General features: G+C 72.1%; 19 protein-coding genes. 16 read left to right on the top strand and 3 right to left on the bottom strand.

Going from position 1 to position 20,912, the window contains the following annotated elements; all coding sequences use genetic code 11:
* Positions 1-1,437 carry a gamma-aminobutyraldehyde dehydrogenase gene (locus KBX37_RS05680; RefSeq protein ID WP_210774862.1) on the bottom strand — a complete coding sequence of 479 codons (1,437 nt, stop codon included), beginning with the start codon at positions 1,435-1,437 and terminating at the stop codon, positions 1-3.
* Between the two features lie 140 nt (positions 1,438-1,577).
* Here KBX37_RS05680 and KBX37_RS05675 point away from each other — a divergent pair, with 140 nt between their 5' ends.
* Positions 1,578-3,017: an aldehyde dehydrogenase family protein gene (locus tag KBX37_RS05675; RefSeq protein ID WP_210774861.1), complete on the top strand. Its 1,440-nt coding sequence runs from the start codon at positions 1,578-1,580 to the stop codon at positions 3,015-3,017.
* Positions 3,018-3,153: 136 nt separating this feature from the next.
* Here KBX37_RS05675 and KBX37_RS05670 read toward each other — a convergent pair whose 3' ends face one another.
* On the bottom strand, positions 3,154-4,377 hold the full coding sequence (locus KBX37_RS05670) for an SUKH-3 domain-containing protein (protein ID WP_307848959.1): 1,224 nt from the start codon (positions 4,375-4,377) through the stop codon (positions 3,154-3,156).
* Between the two features lie 82 nt (positions 4,378-4,459).
* Here KBX37_RS05670 and KBX37_RS05665 point away from each other — a divergent pair, with 82 nt between their 5' ends.
* The 15 genes from KBX37_RS05665 (at position 4,460) to ahcY (ending at position 20,657) form a co-directional block, all read left to right on the top strand.
* Positions 4,460-4,885, top strand: a complete 426-nt coding sequence (locus KBX37_RS05665) for a YbaB/EbfC family nucleoid-associated protein (RefSeq protein ID WP_210774859.1) — start codon at positions 4,460-4,462, stop codon at positions 4,883-4,885.
* Positions 4,878-5,222, top strand: a complete 345-nt coding sequence (locus tag KBX37_RS05660) for a hypothetical protein (protein ID WP_210774858.1) — start codon at positions 4,878-4,880, stop codon at positions 5,220-5,222. The genes KBX37_RS05665 and KBX37_RS05660 overlap by 8 nt, the downstream gene beginning before the upstream one ends.
* Before the next feature lie 18 nt (positions 5,223-5,240).
* Positions 5,241-9,677, top strand: coding sequence for a toxin glutamine deamidase domain-containing protein (locus KBX37_RS05655; RefSeq protein WP_210774857.1), 4,437 nt, complete (start codon positions 5,241-5,243; stop codon positions 9,675-9,677).
* On the top strand, positions 9,674-10,108 hold the full coding sequence (locus KBX37_RS05650) for a hypothetical protein (RefSeq protein ID WP_210774856.1): 435 nt from the start codon (positions 9,674-9,676) through the stop codon (positions 10,106-10,108). Before KBX37_RS05655 ends, KBX37_RS05650 begins: the two co-directional genes overlap by 4 nt.
* A gap of 5 nt (positions 10,109-10,113) precedes the next feature.
* The gene (locus KBX37_RS05645) at positions 10,114-10,440 is read left to right on the top strand and encodes a hypothetical protein (protein ID WP_210774855.1); all 327 of its coding nucleotides are present in this window, start codon (positions 10,114-10,116) and stop codon (positions 10,438-10,440) included.
* Positions 10,441-10,501: 61 nt separating this feature from the next.
* Positions 10,502-11,086, top strand: a complete 585-nt coding sequence (locus tag KBX37_RS05640; protein WP_210774854.1) for a DinB family protein — start codon at positions 10,502-10,504, stop codon at positions 11,084-11,086.
* A gap of 69 nt (positions 11,087-11,155) precedes the next feature.
* On the top strand, positions 11,156-11,338 hold the full coding sequence (locus KBX37_RS05635; protein WP_210774853.1) for a hypothetical protein: 183 nt from the start codon (positions 11,156-11,158) through the stop codon (positions 11,336-11,338).
* 299 nt (positions 11,339-11,637) lie between these two features.
* On the top strand, positions 11,638-12,309 hold the full coding sequence (gene nfi, locus KBX37_RS05630; RefSeq protein ID WP_374103666.1) for a deoxyribonuclease V: 672 nt from the start codon (positions 11,638-11,640) through the stop codon (positions 12,307-12,309).
* 342 nt (positions 12,310-12,651) lie between these two features.
* Positions 12,652-13,731, top strand: a complete 1,080-nt coding sequence (locus KBX37_RS05625) for a hypothetical protein (protein ID WP_210774852.1) — start codon at positions 12,652-12,654, stop codon at positions 13,729-13,731.
* 69 nt (positions 13,732-13,800) lie between these two features.
* Positions 13,801-15,183, top strand: coding sequence for a phosphomannomutase/phosphoglucomutase (locus KBX37_RS05620; RefSeq protein WP_210774851.1), 1,383 nt, complete (start codon positions 13,801-13,803; stop codon positions 15,181-15,183).
* A gap of 62 nt (positions 15,184-15,245) precedes the next feature.
* Positions 15,246-15,431 carry a Trm112 family protein gene (locus tag KBX37_RS05615; RefSeq protein ID WP_088963849.1) on the top strand — a complete coding sequence of 62 codons (186 nt, stop codon included), beginning with the start codon at positions 15,246-15,248 and terminating at the stop codon, positions 15,429-15,431.
* Complete coding sequence (locus KBX37_RS05610) at positions 15,428-16,624, top strand: SIS domain-containing protein (protein ID WP_210774850.1); 1,197 nt, start codon at positions 15,428-15,430, stop codon at positions 16,622-16,624. The genes KBX37_RS05615 and KBX37_RS05610 overlap by 4 nt, the downstream gene beginning before the upstream one ends.
* A 73-nt stretch (positions 16,625-16,697) precedes the next feature.
* Positions 16,698-17,705: a cation diffusion facilitator family transporter gene (locus KBX37_RS05605; RefSeq protein WP_210774849.1), complete on the top strand. Its 1,008-nt coding sequence runs from the start codon at positions 16,698-16,700 to the stop codon at positions 17,703-17,705.
* A gap of 2 nt (positions 17,706-17,707) precedes the next feature.
* Complete coding sequence (gene manA, locus KBX37_RS05600) at positions 17,708-18,871, top strand: mannose-6-phosphate isomerase, class I (protein WP_210774848.1); 1,164 nt, start codon at positions 17,708-17,710, stop codon at positions 18,869-18,871.
* 298 nt (positions 18,872-19,169) lie between these two features.
* Positions 19,170-20,657 (top strand): adenosylhomocysteinase, encoded by a 1,488-nt coding sequence (gene ahcY / locus KBX37_RS05595; protein ID WP_210774847.1) that lies wholly within the window; start codon positions 19,170-19,172, stop codon positions 20,655-20,657.
* Between the two features lie 74 nt (positions 20,658-20,731).
* On the opposite strand, the gene KBX37_RS05590 is transcribed toward ahcY, so the two are convergent.
* Positions 20,732-20,884: a hypothetical protein gene (locus KBX37_RS05590; protein ID WP_172894484.1), complete on the bottom strand. Its 153-nt coding sequence runs from the start codon at positions 20,882-20,884 to the stop codon at positions 20,732-20,734.
* Positions 20,885-20,912 lie beyond the last annotated feature (28 nt).

Raw genomic sequence — 20,912 nt, 5'->3', positions numbered from 1 at the left:
TCAGCCCTCGATGTTGTGCATGACGTGCTTGATCCGGGTGTAGTCCTCCAGGCTGTAGACCGAGAGGTCCTTGCCGTGCCCGGAGTGCTTGAAGCCGCCGTGCGGCATCTCGGAGACGAACGGGATGTGGGTGTTCACCCAGACGCAGCCGAAGTCGAGCCGGCGGGTCATCCGCATCGCCCGGCCGTGGTCCTTGGTCCAGACCGAGGCGGACAGGCCGTAGTCGACGCCGTTGGCCCAGCGCACCGCCTCGTCCTCGTCGGAGAAGCGCTGCACGGTGATGACCGGGCCGAACACCTCGTCCTGGATGATCTCGTCGGCCTGCCGTACCCCGGAGACGACGGTCGGGGCGTAGAAGTAGCCGCGCTCGCCGAGCCGGGAGCCGCCGGTCTCCACGCTGGCGTGGTCCGGCAGCCGGTCGACGAAACCGCTGACCCGGGCCAGCTGGTTGGCGTTGTTCAGCGGGCCGTAGAGCACGTCCTCGTCGTCCGGCGCGCCGGTCTTCGTGTTGCGGGCCTGCTCGGCCAGCGCCGCGACGAAGTCGTCGTACACGCGGGGGCCGGCGAGCACCCGGGTGGCGGCGGTGCAGTCCTGGCCGGCGTTGAAGTAGCCGCCGACCGCGATCGCCTCGGCCGCCGCCGCGACGTCCGCGTCGTCGAAGAGCACCACCGGGGCCTTGCCGCCCAGCTCCAGGTGGGTCCGCTTGAGATCCGGCGCGGCGGCGGAGGCGACCTCCATGCCCGCACGGGTCGAGCCGGTGATCGACACCAGCTGCGGGGTCGGGTGCGAGACGAGGGTACGACCGGTGTCCCGGTCGCCGCAGACCACGTTGAACACGCCCGGCGGGAAGAACTCCGCGGCGATCTCGGCCAGCAGCAGCGTCGACACCGGCGTGGTGTCGGAGGGCTTGAGCACCACCGTGTTGCCGGCGGCGAGCGCCGGGGCGATCTTCCAGACCGCCATCATCAGCGGGTAGTTCCAGGGCGTCACCTGGGCGCAGACGCCGATCGGCTCACGCCGCACGTACGAGGTGTGCCCGGCCATGTACTCGCCGGCCGACCGGCCTTCGAGCAGGCGGGCGGCGCCGGCGAAGAAGCGGAACTGGTCCACCGCCGGCGGCAGTTCCTCGTCGGCGGTGAGCTGGCGCGGCTTGCCGGTGTTGCGCACCTCGGCGTCGACCAGCTCGGCGGCGCGGGCCTCGACGGCGTCGGCGAGCTTGAGCATCGCCTTCTGCCGCTCGCCGGGGGTGGTGTCCCGCCAGGTCTCGAAGGCGGTGGCGGCGGCCTTCATCGCCGCGTCCACGTCCGCCGCGCCGGAGACGGGGGCCTGGGCGAAGACCTCACCGGTGCACGGGTCGATCAGGTCGGCGTAGCCGCCGTCCACCGGTTCGACGTACTGGCCGTTGACGAAGTTGCGCAGCTGCTGCTGGTCGCTCATGAGGATGTCTCTCCAGGGGTGGCCGGGAGTCTGTCGCGGAGGTAATCGGAATCTTGTTGCCATCTTCGCTACTGAATTCGCGGCAGACAAGGCCCGTGGCGACTGTTTCCGTGCGGCCGGTCGTCGTCTACGCTGCCGACGTGGAGCCGAGAGCCTTCTATGTCGCCGGTCGCCCCGTTCACGGTGAGGGCGAGCTGACCGTCACCCACCCGTACGACGGCCGGACGGTGGGGCGTACCACGCTCGCCACGGCCGACCAGGTCGAGGCCGCCGTCGCGGCGGCGGCCGGCGTGGCGGCGCAGGCCGCGGCCCTGCCCGCGCACGTGCGGGCGGCGGCCCTGGACCACGTCTCCCGGCGGCTGGCGGAGCGGGCCGAGGAGGTCGCGGCGCTGATCACCGCCGAGAACGGCAAGCCGGTCAAGTGGGCGCGGGCCGAGGTGGGCCGCGCGGTGTCGACGTTCCGCTGGGCGGCGGAGGAGGCGCGGCGCTTCTCCGGCGAGTTGCAGCGCCTGGACACCGACCCGGCGGCGACCGGACGGATCGCCCTGGTGCGGCGGGTGCCGCGTGGCCCGGTGCTGGGGATCGCCCCGTTCAATTTCCCGCTGAACCTGGTGGCGCACAAGGTCGCCCCGGCGATCGCGGTGGGCGCGCCGATCATCGTGAAGCCGGCCCCGGCGACGCCGCTGTCGGCGCTGCTGCTGGGGGGGATCCTGGCCGAGACCGAGCTGCCCGAGGGCATGTTCTCGGTGCTGCCGCTGCCCAACGAGCGGGCCGCCGAGCTGGTCGCCGACCCGCGGCTGCCGGTGGTGTCGTTCACCGGCTCCGGCCCGGTGGGTGCGGCGATCCGCCGTTCCGCGCCGGAGAAGCACGTGACGTTGGAGCTGGGCGGCAATGCGGCGGCGGTGATCTGCGAGGACTGGGCCGCCGACGAGGATTTGACGTTCGCCGCGCACCGGATCGCGATGTTCTCCAACTACCAGGCCGGACAGTCGTGCATCGCGGTGCAGCGGGTCTTCGTGCACGAATGGCTGTACGACGGCTTCCTGCCCCGGCTGGTCGCGTCGGTGCAGGAGCTGCGGGTGGGCGACCCTGTCTCCGGGTTGACCGACGTCGGGCCGCTGGTGTCCGAGGAGGCGGCGCAGCGGGTCGAGGCGTGGGTGGACGAGGCGGTCGTGGCCGGGGCCACCATCGAGGTGGGCGGCCGGCGCGACGGCGCCACCTACCCGCCGACCGTGCTCTCCGGCGTGCCGTCCTCCGCGAAGGTCTGCACCGAGGAGGTCTTCGGGCCGGTCCTGGTGGTCGCGAAGGTCACCGACGATCGCGCCGCGTTCGCCGCCGTCAACGATTCGGCGTACGGGTTGCAGGCGGGCGTGTTCACCCACCGCCTGGACGTCGCGTTCGAGGCGGCGCGGGTGCTGGAGGTCGGCGGGGTGATTGTCGGGGACGTGCCGTCGTATCGCGCGGACCAGATGCCGTACGGCGGGGTGAAGGGGAGTGGCGTGGGGCGCGAGGGGCTGCGCAGTGCGATGGAGGACTACACGGAGCCGCGGGTGATGGTGCTGACCGGCATGGCGTTGTAGCCGCCGGTGTCAGTCGCCGTGGTGCGGTGCTGGCCGGGCGTGTCGGCGTCGGGGGCGGTCACCTCGTTGAGCGGTATGCCTGTCAGGCATATTTATGCCTCTCAGGTATATCGCTCAGGCGGCATACGACCGCCGCTCACCAGGTGCCGTCGTCGCGGACCCGGGCCGGGGCCAGGCCGAGCAGGAGCGTGGTGAGCGCGGCGTCGATGTCGTCGCCGAGGAACCACTCACCGGCCTGGTCCAGTGCGAAGATCCGGCCGTGCTCGTCCACCGCGAGGATGCTGTCCTGCCGTTCGGAGCCGATCGGGAACAGTCGCACGCCGAGGACGGCGCCGAAGTCGGCGAGGGTGTCGGCGGTGTGCGCCGCATGGAGTGGATCGATGCCGAACCAGGAAATCCACACCTCCCGTCCCGGGCCGCGACGGCCGGATGTCAGGCCCGGAAACCGCGTGAGCGCTTCCTGAGCAGCCGGAAGGTCCGGATGACCGCTGACTTGCTCCTGGGTCTCCAGGATTGCGATCCGGGCGATGTCTGCGTCTCCGCGGCCGGGCCGCCAACCGCCATCCACAAGCGCACTCGCCACCTCAGCTGGGAAGCGGCCCGGCTCCGGTGAGGTGCGAGTCTCCGGTCGCAACTCCCGGGTGTACGCCAGATCCGACCACCCGATCACCGCGAAGTGCACCAGGAAGTTCAGGCAGGAATCGCATGCTCGATCGGCCGGACCGGCGGCCGGGTCTCCCGGTTCCCTTACGCCGAAGATCTGGAACGGGGATTCGAAGAGAAGCAGCTCCGCCTCCCGCATCGTCAGCGGGCTCTCGCCCGCGGCGGCGCGGCGGTGGTCGTACTCGTGGAGGACGTCGGAGACGACGATCAGCTCGGCGTGGCGGTCGCCGCCCCGCACCAGGTGCCCGGCTGGCAGGTCGTCCAGGTACGCGCGGACCAGCGGGTGGTGGTGCAGCTCGACGTCGCCCTTGGCGCCGTGGCCGAGGTACGTGCGGCCCTCGACGGTGAGGTGGGCGACCGTGGCAGGCGTCGGCAGCCGCCGGATCTCGCGGAGCAGCCGGCTGGCCGGGTCGACCGTACGCGGCGCCGGGCCGCCGGCGGGGCGACTGCGGCGGTACATCTGCTCGACGGCGGCGACCGGCACCCGCGGCCAGGTGGAGACCTCGCCGGTCTCCTTGTCCACCACTGTGGCGGGCAGGTCACCCGGCACGGTGTCGACGTCGGGGGCAACGACGGAGCGGATCACGTACCCCAGGTCGAACTCGTCGATCCTCGGACGGCACTCGTAGCCCAGGCGCTGTGAGTCGCGGCGGGCCCACACCGTGGCGAGCTGCTCGGCCTGCTGGCGATCGATCACGAGCTGAAAACTACCGGACCCCCACGACTTCGTGGCACCCGGTATGGTTCGCCTGACTGAACGTGACCGGGGGAGGGTGGCGTTGGCCGAGAGTGTCGACCGGGAGGCCAATCGCGCGCTCCGGGCGCGGTTCGACGAGGTGTACGGGCAGTACCAGCGGCTCCGGTCCGGCTTGGACGAACTGCAGACCAGGCTGGCGGAGCTGCGGATCACCGAACGCTCGGACGACGGTCAGGTGACCGCCACCGTGGGAGCCCGGGGCGAGTTGATCGCCGTGGAGCTGAGTCCGGCCGTCTACCAGGCGCGGGACGCGAGAGCGCTGAGTTGGAAGATCACGACGACGGTCCACCGGGCCACCGCTGCCGCCGTCGCCGCCACCCAGGAACTGGTTGCCGGCTACCTGCCGGCGGGATCCGGCTCGGTGGACTTCCTCCGCAGCGGCGACTTCGGCGCGCTGCTCGGCCGGGCCGACGCGGTGTTCGGGGGCGAAGGGGAACGGCGTGGCTGAGGGGCAGCTCTGGCTCGACCCGGACCGGGCCCGGCGCGGCGGTACCGACCTCCACCTCGCCGGCGAGGCGGTCGGCGCCCGATGTGAGCAGGTCGGCGGTCGCATCGCGGCGGCGAGCGAGCAGCGTCCGTGGGGCCGAGACGACCTCGGCGCCGCGTTCGAGAAGAGCTACCGCGGCTACGAGCAGACGCTGCTGCGCGCCTGGGAGGGAGTCGGCCGGGCGCTGGCCGGGCTCGGTGCCGACGTCGTGTCGTCCGTCGAGGCCACAGTGGAGACCGACGCCGCGAGCGGCCGGCGACTCGACGGAGTGTCCGGCCAGCACGACTACCGGCGCTGACCTGCGGAGGACCGAGCCGTGAGCCTGCTGCCCAGCCCGATCCCGCACCCGCTCGACTACAGCCCCTGGGACCTGCCGGGCTGGGTCTACGAGGCACTCGACTGGGTCATCGGGGTGGAATGGCCCGAGGGGGACGAACGCGCCGTCTGGGACCTCGCCGACCAGTGGTACGGCGTCGCCGCGGCGCTCGCCGGGCCGCGCGACGACGCGATCGCCGCCGCGGCGGAGGTGCGCAGCGGGTACGGCGGCATCGGCCTGGTGGCCGAGGCGTTCGACACCGCCTGGCGGCGGGTTGCCGAAGGCGACGAGGCGCCCCTGGTCGTCCTGCTCGCGATAAGCGGCGACCTCGGCCGGCTGGTAGAGGAGTGCGGCTGCGACATCGAGGGCGCCAAGCTCGAGGTCTGGATCGAGTTGGGCATCCTCGTCGTCGAGCTGCTGGCGATCGCCGTGGCCAGCGTGGTGACCGCCGGTGCCGCGTCACCCGCCGTGGGGGCGGCGACCACCGCCAGCCGGCTGGTGATCCAGCAGATCTTCAGGCGGCTGCTGGCCCAACTCGCGAAGAAGGAACTGAAGCAGGGACTCAAGGAGGCCGGGGAGCGGGCCGCCAAGGAAGTGGCCCGGGGCGGCATGCGTGGGCTGGGCAAGCGTGCTGCCAGGGGTGGGCTGGAGGAGGCGGCGGAGGAGTCCGGGATCAGCCTTGCCACGCAGGCGTACCAGAACTCCACCGGACGTCGCGACGGTCTGGACCTGGCCGATCTCGGCGCGTCGGCGGTCGGTGGGCTCGCCGGCGGCGCGGTGGCGCCGCTGGCGGGGCTCGGCCGGCATGCCAACGGCCGCGGCGCGCGGATTGTCGAACACTTCGGCCGGGAGATGACCGGCGAGACCCTCGCCGAGGGCGCGGCGGGCCTGGCCACCGGCCAGGGCGTCATGTCGCTGGAGGACGCCGCGCGGGCGGCCGTCTCCGGCGCCACCGGCTCGGCCACCGGCCAGGTCGACGCGGCGGTGCGCGCCCGCGTCGACGGGCAGTTGAGCGCGCTCGCCGCGCCGCTCCCGCCCATGGAGCTGCCGCTCGTGTCGCCGGCGGTCGCTGCGGGCGACCTCCCCTCGCCCCGCGACGGATCGTCTTCGGAGGCGGGCGCTTCGGCGTTGTCCGTTGGTTCCGGAACGGGCGCGGCGCTTGCCGCCTCGCTTGCGGATGCCGCTCCGCCCGCACCGCAGCCGGACCGGGAGCCGGTGGCGGTCGGCCAGGGGGACCCAGTCCCGGCAGCGGAGGTCGGGTCGGCGTCGGATCGCGGGGCGTCAGCGGCCGTCACCGTGGACGCCGGCGCGCCGACTCAGGTGGGGCACGAGCCGTCGTCGGGCAGCCCCACGCTCTCGTCGGTCACCGCCGAACGTCCGCCCTCGCCACAGGTTGGCGAGGCGCCTGCCACCGCAGCTCACTCCACCACCACACCGACGGCTGCCAACCCGGTGACCTCCGCCCCTGTGACCACCGGCCCCGTGACGACCTCAGCCACCACGGCGACGCCCACCACGCTTACGTCGCCCGGCACCGTGACGACTTCCGCCACCGTGACGTCGCAGGCCACCGTCACGTCGTCCAGCACCGGGGCGGTCGGCAGCGCGGCGACCAGCGCCCCTCCGGCCAATCCGAACCGGTCGGCGTCGGCGCACCCGCCGGTGGCCGCCGCCCACGGCAGCCCTCCGGCCGTCACCGCGCCGCCCGTGCAGCGGCCCACCCCGGTGGGTGCGGAACCGCCGCCTCGGCAGGGTCCCGGGGCACCGGAGCAGGACGTTGACGTCGCCACCCGGAACCGGTTCTCGTCGCTGGAGGCGCTGGCCCCGGCGACCTCACCACTTCCCGAGGCGCAACCCTCGCCCGTTCCACCGGCACCGTCCACCGAACGGCCGCGCCCGAGGACGCCCGAGTGGTACGCCGCGAAGTGGGCGGCCGAGCGGGAGGCCCTTGAGCGACGCCGCTACCAGGGCTACTTCGAGTCACAGCGCGCCTGGTACGAGGACAAGCGGCGGTCCGACGCGGCCAGCCGCCGAAAGGATGTGGCTCGAACCCACGAGGAACGGGCACGCCGGTCGGCCCGTCGCGCGATCGAATTGCAGCGCGAGGGCCGCGTCGAAATGGCGGACTGGTTCCAGCGGCTAGCGAACCAGGACCAGCGTGACGCGTTCGACGAGCAGGATCTGGCCGATGACATCCTGGCCGGCAGGGTCGTGCCAAATGAGGTCCTCATCGACAACCCGGCCGACTTCCAGCGGATCAACGACGACGTCGCCGATCTGGCCCTCGGCGCGGTCGAGACGAGCGACCGGTCGGCGCTGACCGGTGCCGACGACGATCCGCCGCCGATCGACCGTTCCCGCCGGTACGGGCAGTGGGGCGGGCTGCGCCCGCCGCTGGCACTGCACCAGACCGACCTCGAGCGGCAGATGCCCCGCCACCCTGACGGCAACGTCGTGCGGACCGCCGATCCCCGGCAGGGCGGGTGGTTCGCGCTCGCCAACGACGGCGGGCCGCAGGCCGACCCCACGCGTGGCATCAACTGCCTCGACTGCACGCTGTCGCTCTTCGAGACCTGGGTACACGGCCGGCCGCGGGTTTCCGCGCCGCGTACCTTCGATGGTTACGCCGCGGGTGACATCCGGTGTCCGATCATGGGCGAGAAGAACGGCCCGCGGCGGGTGGAGCAGGTCACCGGCGGGCGTTTCCAGAAGCTGGTGGGCCGTCGGGAAGCGGCGACGGAAGGTTCGACCCTGCGCGACGCGGTCGACCGTGGTTTTGAAAACCTGCGGATCCAGCTGAAGATCGGCGGCCACGGCAGCTACGCGTTCCTCATCACCGAGTGGGAGAACGGCGGATCGCACGCCTGGGTCGCCCTCAACCAGAACGGCACCATCCTCTACCTCGACCCGCAGAGCGGCGCGGTCCACGACCGGCCCCTCTACCACCATCAGGGCGTCGCCGACCCGGACAACGTCATCAGCGTGGATGCCCTCGTGCTCGGGAGTGACGGCCGGCCGATGCCGCTGGGTGGGTTGGCCCGGGGACAATTCAGTGTCCTCCCCGATCTGCCCGACCATCCGTCGACGCCGGAGGACGAGGCCGGGTACGGCGACCCGTACCTGAACCGCCTCCACCTGCTTGACGGCCCGGGCGCCGCTTCCCCCGGAAACGGTCCTCCGGCAAACGGCGTGCCACCTGCCGCGCCCGACCCGCCGCCGGAGGCCGATGAGCCGCCCGGCGAAGCGGATGAACTGCGGCGAGCACGTCAACTGGCGTACCGGGAGCGTCAGGCTGCCGGGCTGCCGGCTCGTGAGGTCGTCGCGGCGAGTGCCCATCTCGACGCGGCGTTCGAAGCAGGCATCACCCCTGCCGAGGTCGCCGCCCAGCTCGACGGTCCGACGCTCCGGCGGCTGGCGCCGCACCTCGACGAGGCGGCGGCCCACGACGTGGCGCGGTTGCTCGTCGATCCGCAGGTTGCTCGCATGCTCGACGAAACGTGGCAGACGCCCCCGTACGGCGAGCCGATGCTCGCCGAGACGCTGGTCAGGCAGTTGACGCAGCATCCCGATCTGGCGCGGATGATCCTGGCCACGCCGGAGCTCGCGAACTCGCTGACGGCGCGTCCGCTGACGCTGCACCACCTCGCGACCCATCAGCGGGCCATCGACGTCCTGGGGTCAGTGCTCGACAACATCGCAGAGCGGGGTGCGCACACGATCGCAGCAGTTGATCCTCCCGACCCTGTCGCGACGCCCCTGTCCGACGCACAACGGCAGATCAGCGCCAGCGTTCACGTCGACGGAGAGAGCGTGGCGCAACCGGGCTTCGACCGCAGCCGGTCCGACGATCCCGCTTACCGAAAGGCCTATCTCGACGAACTCTATGAAGCCGCAGCCGTGGCTCAGATCGATCTCAACAGAGTTGCGAGTGAGTTGGCGTACGTCGACGGCGAGGCAGTCGGTCATCCCGGCTGGCGGCCAAAACCGAAGGACCGGCGCCGAGCGTTGGACAAGATTGAGAAGTACCGGGGCAATGCCTCACGGCTGCGGGACCTGGCCGCAGCGAAGGTGGAGTTCCGCTGTCTCGATGACCTCTATGCGGCGCTTGCGCGGCTGCGAGACCGCCCAGACGTCCGCATCGTGCAGTACGAAGACAGGTTCCTGGCGCCACAGGACAGTGGTTATCGCGATGTCCAGCTTGTACTCGAGATGCCGAACGGTCATCTCGCCGAGTTCCGCTTGCACTTGGCGGCACTGGACGAGGTGGCCGTCTGGGAGCACGTCTTGTTCGAGGTCCGCCGTGACCTTGCCAGCCTGGCACGGGAGGGAGCGCGGGGGCTCTCCGACACCGAAAAGGCGATTGCCGATAGCATCTTGCGACGGGAGCAACAGTTCTTCTGGCGCGCGTTGCTCTCGACATACGAGGAGATGCCGTGACTGGTCAGGTTCCCGGGTTGGTCTTGCCGGCCTATTACTCGTACTACGATTCCCCGGTCAAGATTGTGGCTTCCGCTGACGGGAGAGTGCGTGTGTGGCGAATCTCGGCGGAGGGTGGTTGGCGCGACGAGAGCGGCCTCTTCAAGGAGATTGTCTTCGCGGTGGGTGGTGAGGTGTTTAAGCGACCCGCGGCCGAATTCGTGCAGGACGTCGAGCGCTATCGCGCCGAGAACTTGTCCGGGCAGGGACCGATCTTCGCTCTCTACGAGACCGTGAACACGATCGTCGACTCCGCAAGGCGGGAGAGGCGACCTCTGACGATTGAGGAGCGAGCACTCGTGGCTGGTATTCGACGCCGCACCTTCGTCATGTTCGAGGAGCAACTGTTGGCGGCCGGTGATGAGGCTGCCGATCCCGGTCTTGGAAGCTGACGACGGTGAGTAGCGTCGGTATTAGCGGCGCGCCAGGGTTGGCCTATTTCGTTCTCTACCGTGACGGCGAGAGGGTGAAGCCTTCGGGAATCCTAGTGGTCGACATGGCCCGTGGTCACGCGGTGATCTGGGATCATCGGCAGCGGTCATGGTCGTACAACCCCGACCTCGCGTTCCGCTTTCTCGGCGGCTGTCGCAATGACGATCGATATGAGCCGGTCGACAGGTGTGCCCTTGAGCGGATTGCAGTTGAGGTGACCAAAGGCGTTCCTCTTCCTTCTGGCGAGGAAATCAACCAGATGTTCTCGGCGGGCGCGGCCGGCTGTCCATGAAGGCCCGCTTCGTCAGTGGAAATCCGTTGCGGTCGTTCGCTGGCGGGGCCAGGGTCGCGACATGACGGACCCGCATGCCGACACCCTCGCTGACCTCCCCACCCGCTCCTTCGGCTGGTCGGACATGTTCCTCAAGCCCGAGGACGACCCCCGCTCCACCGGTGGCTTCGACGACGAGCGGAGTCTCCTGGTCGGCTACCTGCGTGACCACCGGCTGACCCTGGAACTCAAGTGCGCCGACCTCGACGCCGAGGCGCTGGCCCGGCGCAGCGTGCCGCCGTCGACGATGTCGCTGCTCGGCCTGGTTCGGCACCTGGCCGAGGTGGAGCGGGGCTGGTTCCGCCGCACCATGGCCGGCGAGGACGCGCCGCGGATCTGGTGCACCGAGGAGGAGCCCGACGCCGACTTCGACGGCGCGGTCGCCAATCCGACGGTGGTCGAGGAGGCGTGGGCGGCCTGGCGTGCGGAGGTCGCGTACGCCGAGCGGTTCGTCGACGAGGCTGCCGACCTGGGCGTCAACGGGCACCGGGGAGACCTGACCATCTCGCTGCGCGAGCTGCTGGTGCACATGATCGAGGAGTACGCCCGCCACAACGGTCACGCCGACTTCCTCCGCGAGCGCATCGACGGTCGCGTCGGCCAGTGACGCCGACGAGCGGGGCGGCGGCCCGCCCAGCAGGCGCGGCAGCGGGTGGTGAAATCCACGAACTCCGGCATGTCCAAGCGGCAGTCGACGGCATGGGCGAGCGGCCTTCTGCTGGGCCTCGTCATCGGCCTGGCCCTCTTCCGGGACACTGGCGGGGTGGCCTTCGGCGTCGCGATCGGCGTGGCCTTCGCGGTCGCCTTCGGCGGCACCCGCACGGATGAGCGGCCGGACAAGGCCGACAGCGGCGAATAGCGACGGCCACCCGTTCCCGCCACGCGGCGGGAGTCTGGATGATCCACACCATGTACGCGATGTTGCGGTGTCCGTCGCTGGGGAACACCGCAACATCGTGTACATGGAGTCGATCAAGCCCTCGCCTGACTGGACCGGACGCGTCGGAGACAGCTGGCGGCGGGTCGAAGCGACACGGAGCCGCGAAGGCCGAGAGCGGGAGACGGCAGGGCCGGTCAGCGGCGACGACCGGCGGCACGGTCCTCGGCCCAGGCGCAGCCGGGAACAGAGACGCCCAGCGGGGACGGAGAGGGGCGCCGGTGCAGGTGCACACGCCGAGGACGGTCGCCGAGGCGGTAGCCGTACAGGATCGGTTGCGGCCGCTCGCGGACCTGGTCGGGCCCGGTCCGCGCCGGCCCGCGACGGTGGCCGGCCTCGACGTCGCGTACGCGGAGAGCGGTGACCTGCTCGCGGCGGCCGTCACGGTGCTGGACGCCGCGACCCTGACGGTGGTGGACCGGGCGGTGAGCGTGGGGCGGCCGGCGTTCGACTACGTGCCGGGGCTGTTCGCCTTCCGGGAGCTGCCGGCGTTGCTGGCCGCCCTCGACGGGCTGACGGTCCAGCCGGAGCTGCTGGTCTGCGACGGGCACGGGCTGGCCCACCCGCGCCGGTTCGGGCTGGCCTGTCACCTGGGGGTGGTGACCGGGCTGCCGGCGATCGGGGTGGGCAAGACTCGGCTGGTCGGCGAGTCGGCGGAGCCCGGGCCGCGGCGCGGTGACAGCACGCCGCTGGTCGACGGGGGCGAGACCGTGGGGTGGGTACTGCGGACCCGGGACGGCGTCAAGCCGGTCTTCGTCAGCGTCGGGCACCGGATGAGCCTGGACAACGCCGTCGACCAGGTGCTCGCGCTCACCCCGCGCTACCGGCTGCCCGAGACCACCCGCACCGCCGACCGGCTCTGCCGCGACGCCCTGGCCGCCGCCCTCACCTGACTCGTTCCTGATCCTGCGCGGCGGCCCGCCGAGTTCGCGCCGGCACCGCCATCGCCCGCACCGACGAGGCGATCCCCCGGGGGGACTCCGACGGGGCGGCACCCGTCAGAGCCACCGCCCGCACCCGCCGTACAGCGACCCCCGCGACGCCTCTGACCAGGTAAAGAGCCGCCGCCGCCATCGTCCCATCGCGCCCGCCCGGAAGGGTGCGGCCGGCATGACTCAGGACACGGCCCGCAGGGTAATGCGGCACACATCTGGACCGCTCGATGGTGAGAGGCCCCCCTGGCCCGGTAGTAACCTGACGCCGGACTCCAGCGGGGGAGAGACGGTGAGGTGGAGATGTCCGTGCGTCGGCAGGTCGTACGGCTGGTGACGGCTGCTGCGCTGCTCGGCGGCCTGCTCGTCGTCGGCGTCGCCCCCGCGTACGCCGACTCCGACCGGGTCGGGGTCCGTGCGGCGAGCAGCTTCAGCGCGGGCGGTTCCCCGGGCGGCGTCTCGATGGAGGTGCGCAAGCGTACGGAGGGCTGCGTGCTGCTGCGCAGTTCGCTCGGGTTGCGGCTCACCGGGTTGAATCCGGACCAGGTTCGGGTACAGGTGAACATCGGCGGTCGCTGGTTCCCGGTACCGGTCTCCGGCGGCGGTGGCAGCGTCGCCACCGGCCGTACCTCGCCGGCGAATGCCACGTTGTGCAAGGGGAAGAGCATCACCGTTCGCTACCGGGTCGCGTTCGTCGCGGGCGCGCCGGCGGGCAGGTTGGAGGTGGTCGGCGAGGCGACGACCGCCGTCGGCCGGTTGATCGGCCGGGGCGCCGACACCTCCCGGGTCGGTGGGCGCCTCGCCGCGAGCGCGACCCCGAGCAGCAAGCCCACCCCGACGCCCACCCCGAGCGCGACCGGGACACCGGCCGCCGTCACGGACGAGCCGAACCAGGCCGTCCTCGCCGCCCCGACCACCGGCCAGGCCGTCGCCGCTGCCGAAGAGTCCTCCGGAGGATCCATGATCATGTGGTTCGGCATCGCCCTGGTAGCCATCGGCGCCGGGTTGATCGCCCTGCTCATCCGCAACAACCGTCAGGACCACGGGCCCGCCGGCGAGCAGGCGTACCCGGCTGTCCCGCTGCCGCGCAACCCCGGTCCGACCACCTACCGTTCCGGCGGCGGGGTGCCGGGCGCGACCCCCGCGCCGGCCCCCCAGGTGTACGGCCAGCAGCCCGCCCCCGCGCGCCCCAGCGGCCTGTACGGCGGCGCCGGCGCGTACCCGACCGTTACGCCCACCCCGCGCCCGTCCGGCGGGGTGTACGGCGCGCCGACCTCGGCCCCGCCCGCCGCCACGCCGCCCGCGCCGCAGCGACCCGCCACGCCGCCGGCCGCCCCGCCCGACGGTGGGGCGACCACCTTCATGCCCCGCCTCCCCGGCTAGGACGGGGCGGACCCGGCCGCTCCGTTAGGCTCAGGTTCGTTGACGACCTGCTGTCGAGGAGTGAACCCGGTGTCTGACCTGTCCCAGATCGTGAAGGCGTACGACGTCCGGGGGACGGTGCCGGACCAGTGGGACGAGCGCACCGCCGAGGCGCTCGGGGCGGCCTTCACGCAGGTGCTCAACGATGCCGGCGAGCCGGGCGACGCCGTGCTGATCGCGCACGACATGCGGGCCACCGGCCCCGCCCTGGCCAGCGCCTTCGCCACCGGCGTGCGCGCCGAGGGCCGTACGGTGATCGAGCTGGGGTTGGGCTCCACCGACATGCTCTACTACGCCTCCGGCGCGCTGGGCCTGCCGGGCGCGATGTTCACCGCCAGCCACAACCCGGCGCAGTACAACGGCATCAAGATGTGCCGCTCCGGCGCCCGCCCGATCGGGCAGGACAGCGGCCTGGCCGACATCCGGGACCGGGCGCAGGCGCTGCTCGCCGCCGGTAAGCGCGTGGCCGGCGAGCCGCCCGCGCCGGCCCGGCGGCGGGACCTGCTGCCGGACTACGCCGCGCACCTGCGCAAGCTGGTCGACCTGTCGAGCATCCGGCCGCTGAAGGTGGTCGTCGACGCGGGCAACGGGATGGGCGGCTACACCGTGCCCACCGTGCTCGGCGAGGCCGCCCTGCCGGCCCTGCCGCTGGAGATCGTGCCGCTCTACTTCGAGCTGGACGGCACCTTCCCCAACCACGAGGCCAACCCGCTCGACCCGAAGAACCTGGTCGACCTCCAGCGCGCGGTGGTGGCGCACACGGCCGACATCGGGCTCGCCTTCGACGGCGACGCCGACCGCTGCTTCGTGGTCGACGAGCGCGGCGAGCCGGTCTCCCCGTCCGCGATCACCGCCCTGGTGGCGGCCCGTGAGTTGGCCAAGCACCCCGGCTCCACGGTGATCCACAACCTGATCACCTCCCGCGCGGTGCCGGAGATCATCCGCGAGCACGGCGGCCGGCCGGTGGTGGCCCGGGTCGGCCACTCGTTCATCAAGGCCGAGATGGCCCGCACCAACGCCGTCTTCGGCGGCGAGCACTCCGCGCACTACTACTTCCGGGACTTCTGGTTCGCCGACACCGGCATGCTCGCCGCCATGCACACGCTGGCCGCCCTCGGCGAGCAGTCCCAGCCGCTGTCGATCCTGGCCAGCATCTACGAGCGGTACGCCGCCTCCGGTGAGATCAACTCCACGGTGGCCGACCAGGCGGCGAAGGTCGCCGAGGTGCGCGCCGCGTACCCGGAGGCGGAGGTCGACGAGCTGGACGGCCTCACCCTGCGCTTCCCGGACGGGGCCTGGTTCAACCTGCGCCCCTCCAACACCGAGCCGCTGCTGCGGCTCAACGTGGAGGGCCCGACCGAGGAGCGGATGATCTCGCTGCGCGACGAGGTGCTGGAGCGCGTTCGCCGATAAGATCGCCTGCGCCGGTCGGCACCGCCGACCGGCGAGACCGCACACGTGGAAGGAGCCGCACCGTGGCCCTGGACCCGCAGTTGCTCGAGATCCTCGCCTGCCCGGACACACACCACGCCCCGCTGGACTACGACGCGCAGGCGCAGACCCTCACCTGCACCGAGTGCGGTCGCGTCTTCGAGGTACGCGACGACGTGCCGGTGCTGCTGCTGGACGAGGCGCGCGGCGGCCCGGAGGCGCAGCGGTGATGGACGGTTCGGCCGGGGTCAGCGGCCGGCGGGTGGCCGACGAGTCCGTCCTGGACGACCCGGACACCTTCGCCGAGCAGGACCCGGGCGGCATGCTCCGGTTCACCGCCTCGGCCGGCGCCCAGGTGCGCGAGTCGGCCGCCCTGGCCGCCGAGGCCAACCTGTCGCTGCTGGAGGACGACCTTCGCCCCCGGGCGGTCGTCATCGCCGGCATCGGCACCGCCGGGCGTACCGGTGACGTGCTCGCCACGGTCGCCGGGCCGCGCTGCCCGGTGCCGGTCATCCCGCACCGCAGCGCCGGCGTGCCCGGCTGGGTCGGCGCGGCCGACGTGGTGATCGCGGTCAGCGCCTCCGGTCGCAGCCCCGAGGCGCTCGGCGCCGCCGAGGCCGCGCACCGCCGGGGTGCCCGGCTGGTCGCCGTCGGGGCGCCCGACTCGCAGCTCCAGTCGGTCGCCGAGCGGGCCCGTGCCCCGTTCATCCCGGTGCCCCGGCGCGCCCCGGCCCGGGCCAGTCTCTGGGCGCTTACCGTGCCGGTTCTGCTCGCCGCCCGTACGCTCGGCCTCGTGAAGGTCAACGAGGCGGATCTGGCGGAGACCGCGGCCCGGCTGGACGCCGACGCCGACCGGTGCCGTCCCACCGCCGAGTCCTTCGTCAACCCGGCGAAGTCGCTGGCCCTCGGGCTGGCCGGGTCGATCCCGATCGTCTGGGGGTCCTCCCCGCTGGCCACCGTCGCGGCCCGGCGCTTCGGCGACACGCTGTCGGCCAACGCTCGCTACCCGGTGGTCACCGGGGCGCTCGGCGAGGCCGGCCGCGGGCGCGTCGGCCTGCTCGACGGCGTCTTCGGCGGCCTGGTCGAGTCGGCGCGGGACATCTTCGCCGACCGGGACGAGGCCGAGGGCGACCCGACCCGGCTGCGGCTGGTGCTGCTGCGCGACGGCGGGCTCAACGCCGAGGACGACACCGACGAGCCGCTCGCCGTCGAGGAGCGCCGCGCCGAGGCCGTGCAGACCCTCGCCGAGCGGCGCGGGGTGCGCTGCGACGTGGTGACCGCCGAGGGCGGCTCCGCGCTGGAGCGGCTCGCCTCGCTGGTGGCCGTACCCGACTTCGCCTCGGTCTACCTGGCCCTGGCCCACGGCCTGGACCCGATGGCGGTCCCGGCGATCACGGAGATGAAGGAGCTGTCGAACCAGTGAGCGAACGCAAGGGGCGAACGGTCCTGCTCAGCGGCGTGGCGACCGGTGTCGCGCGGCGGAACGGAGCGGGAGCGTGAGCGCGAACGGCGGGACGAAGGCGATCGTCGCCGCCCTGCTGGCCAACGTCGGCATCGCCGTCACCAAGTTCATCGCGTTCCTCCTGACGGGTTCCTCGTCGATGCTGGCGGAGTCGATCCACTCCGTCGCCGACTCCGGCAACCAGGGCCTGCTGCTGCTCGGCGGCAAGCGGGCCAAGCGCGAGGCCACCCCGCAGCACCCCTTCGGGTACGGCCGGGAGCGCTACATCTACGCGTTCATCGTGTCGATCGTGCTGTTCAGCGTCGGTGGTCTCTTCGCGCTGTACGAGGCGTACCACAAGTGGCACGAGGGGGGTGGCATCGAGGAGTACAAGGCGGTGCCGGTCGTCGTGCTGGTGGTCGCGATCATCATGGAGTCGTTCTCCTTCCGGACCGCGATCAAGGAGTCGAACCACGTCCGGGGCAACCAGTCCTGGGTGAAGTTCGTCCGCCGGGCCAAGGCGCCCGAGCTGCCGGTGGTGCTGCTGGAGGACCTCGGCGCGCTGGTCGGTCTGGTCTTCGCGCTCTTCGGTGTCAGCATGACCCTGATCACCGGTGACGGGGTGTGGGACGCCCTCGGCACCGCGATGATCGGTGTGCTGCTGGTGGCCATCGCGATCATCCTCGCCATCGAGACCAAGAGCCTGCTGCTCGGCGAGGGCGCGGAGACGCACGACATCGCCGCCATCGAGAAGGCGATCACCGAAGGCCCCGAGGTCGAGCGGATCATCCACATGAAGACGCTGTACCTGGGCCCCGAGGAGCTGATGGTCGCCGCGAAGATCGGCGTGTCGGCCCGCCACAGCGCCGAGGAACTGGCCCGCGGCATCAACACCGTCGAGGCGCGGATCCGCGCGGCCGTGCCGATCGCCCGGGTGATCTACCTGGAGCCGGACGTCTACAGCGCCGCCGCGGAGCGCGCCGGCACCGGTGCGGCCTCGCACACCGCCGTACCGGGGTCGGAGACCGAGCCGGGCGACGTCGCCGGGCGGGCCGGAGGCTGAGCATGGAGCTGCTGCACGGCCCGATCCGCGACTACGCCTGGGGGTCCCGCTCGGCCATCGCCGAGTTGCAGGGGCGCCCGGTGCCCAGCGACGGGCCGGAGGCGGAGCTGTGGCTGGGCGCCCACCCGGGCGCCCCGGCCACAGTCGAGCGCGGCGGCGAGCGGGCGAGCCTGGTCGACCTGGTCGCCGCCGAGCCGGGCCACTGGCTCGGCGAGCAGGTGGTCGACCGGTTCGGCACCCGGCTGCCGTTCCTGCTGAAGGTGCTCGCCGCCGACGCGCCGCTGAGTCTCCAGGCCCACCCGGACCCGGAGCAGGCCCGCGCCGGGTACATCGCCGACGGCGCGCGCGTCCAGGGGCGGCGCAACTACGTCGACCCGTACCACAAGCCGGAACTGCTGGTCGCGATCGCGCCGATGGAGGCGCTCTGCGGGTTCCGCGACCCGGCGGACTCGGCGGACGCGCTCGCCGCGTTCGGCGTACCCGCGCTGGAGCCGGTGGTTTCCGCGCTGCGCACCGGACCGACGGGCCTGCGGGACGCCGTGCGTCTGCTGTTGACCTGGCCGGCGGCGCAGCGCGCCGGGCTGGTCGACGCGGTGGTGGCGGCGCGCGTCGCCGGCCCGGATGCCGAACTGGCCCGGTCGCTGGCGGCCGACTACCCGGGCGACCCGGGAGTGCTGGTGGCGTTGCTGCTCAACCACGTGCGGCTGGCGCCGGGGGAGGCGATCTGGATGCCGGCCGGCAACCTGCACGCCTACCTGCGCGGCACCGGGGTGGAGATCATGGCGGCCAGCGACAACGTGCTGCGCGGCGGGCTCACGCCGAAGCACGTGGACGTCGACGAGCTGCTGCGGGTACTCCGCTTCGAGGTGCTGGCCGAGCCGGTGGTCATGGCGCGGCCGGTGGCGCCGGGCGTGGTCTGCTGGCCGGTGCCGGTCGAGGACTTCGCGCTGCACCGGGTGACGGTGGACGCGGCCACGCCCGAGCTGCGGCTGCCGCTGCCGGGGCCCCGGGTGGTGCTCTGCCGGGCCGGCCGGGTCTCGGTGGACGACGGGACCGGCCCGGTCACCCTCGCTCCCGGCCAGGCCGCCGTCGGGCCGGCCGCCGCGGGCCCGCTGGTCTTCACCGGCGTGGGTGAGGCGTTCGTCGCCACCGCCGGCCTCCGCTGACGCCTTGTCGAGCTGACTTGCCGGCCCTCGCACTCGCGACACGAGTCCGACTTTTCCGAAATAGCTTGACTCATCTCTGGCGCAGTGTGACTCTATGGGTACGCAGCGTTGTCGCGACGAAGGTCCGGTAGCGCGCGGGGAACCAAACCGGGGGGATGCACGGGGCGGCCGGCTCGTGGACGGAAAGTCTGTCCATCACCGACCGCCCCGTGCGCTGTCTCCGGCGGCCGCCCGTGCCGGGCTGGACCATGCGCGTAAGGTGGAAGGTCGTGCAGCACACCGTTCGACAGGAGCTTCCATGACCAGCACCCTCCCGGCGTCCACCAGTGGCGCCCGGCCGAGCACCCTCGCCGAGGGCGACTACAAGGTGGCGGATCTGTCGCTCGCCGAGTTCGGGCGCAAGGAGATCCGGCTCGCCGAGCACGAGATGCCCGGCCTGATGGCGATCCGCCGCGAGTTCGCCGACGCCCAGCCGCTCGCCGGCGCCCGGATCACCGGCTCGCTGCACATGACCATCCAGACGGCCGTCCTGATCGAGACCCTGGTCGCGCTCGGCGCGCAGGTCCGCTGGGCGTCCTGCAACATCTTCTCCACCCAGGACCACGCCGCCGCCGCGATCGTCGTCGGCCCGAACGGCACCCCCGAGGCCCCGGCCGGCGTACCCGTCTACGCCTGGAAGGGCGAGAGCCTGGAGGAGTACTGGTGGTGCACCGAGCAGGTGCTCGCCTGGCCCGACGGCGCTGGCCCCAACATGATCCTCGACGACGGTGGTGACGCCACCCTCCTCGTGCACAAGGGCGTCGAGTTCGAGAAGGCCGGGGTCGTCCCGCCGGTCGAGTCCGCCGACTCCGAGGAGTACGCGGTCATCCTCGGGCTGCTGCACCGCTCGCTCGCCGAGGACGGCCAGCGCTGGACCCGGATCGCCTCCGCCATCAAGGGCGTGACCGAGGAGACCACCACCGGCGTGCACCGGCTCTACGAGATGCACCGCGCCGGCACCCTGCTCTTCCCGGCCATCAACGTCAACGACTCGGTGACCAAGAGCAAGTTCGACAACAAGTACGGCTGCCGCCACTCGCTCATCGACGGCATCAACCGGGCCACCGACGTCCTCATCGGCGGCAAGATGGCGGTCGTCATGGGCTACGGCGACGTGGGCAAGGGCTGCGCCGAGTCGCTGCGCGGCCAGGGCGCCCGGGTCGTGGTGACCGAGGTCGACCCGATCTGCGCGCTCCAGGCGGCAATGGACGGCTACCAGGTCGCCACCCTGGACGACGTGGTCGAGAAGGCCGACATCTTCATCACCGCGACCGGCTGCTTCGACGTCATCACCAACGAGCACATGGCCCGGATGAAGCACCAGGCCATCGTCGGCAACATCGGCCACTTCGACAACGAGATCGACATGGCCGGCCTGGCCAAGCGCTCGGACGTCACCCGGGAGAACATCAAGCCGCAGGTCGACCTCTGGAAGTTCGACGACGGCCACGCCATCATCGTGCTCTCCGAGGGCCGCCTGCTGAACCTGGGCAACGCCACCGGCCACCCGAGCTTCGTGATGTCGAACTCGTTCGCCAACCAGACGATCGCCCAGATCGAGCTGTTCACCAAGACCGACGAGTACCCGGTCGGCGTGTACGTGCTGCCGAAGCACCTGGACGAGAAGGTCGCCCGGCTGCACCTGGACGCGCTGGGCGCCAAGCTGACCCAGCTCACCAAGGAGCAGGCCTCCTACCTCGGTGTCGCCATCGAGGGCCCGTTCAAGCCGGAGCACTACCGCTACTGAGTTCCGCCTCGAAAAGGACCGGGTCGGCCGCCGCGCGGCCGGCCCGGTCCTTTTCGCGTACGCCGCGCAGTCGGTCAGTGTGGGGTGCGGCGGGTGGGGCGGATCCAGGTCCAGACGCACCAGGCCAGCCAGGCCAGTGACACGGCGGCGGCCAGCGGGCGCAGCCGCAGCTCGCTGAGCACCACGACCAGCGCCAGCACCGCCAGCCAGGGCAGCAGGCCCCTCACGGTCGGCGTCCGGCGGCGTGGGGCTGGC

Origin of the sequence: Micromonospora sp. U56 (assembly GCF_018070095.1) — a bacterium.
GTDB lineage: Bacteria > Actinomycetota > Actinomycetes > Mycobacteriales > Micromonosporaceae > Micromonospora > Micromonospora purpureochromogenes.
Note: the sequence above shows the minus strand (reverse complement) of the source record. Positions and strands in the feature narration are given on the sequence as shown.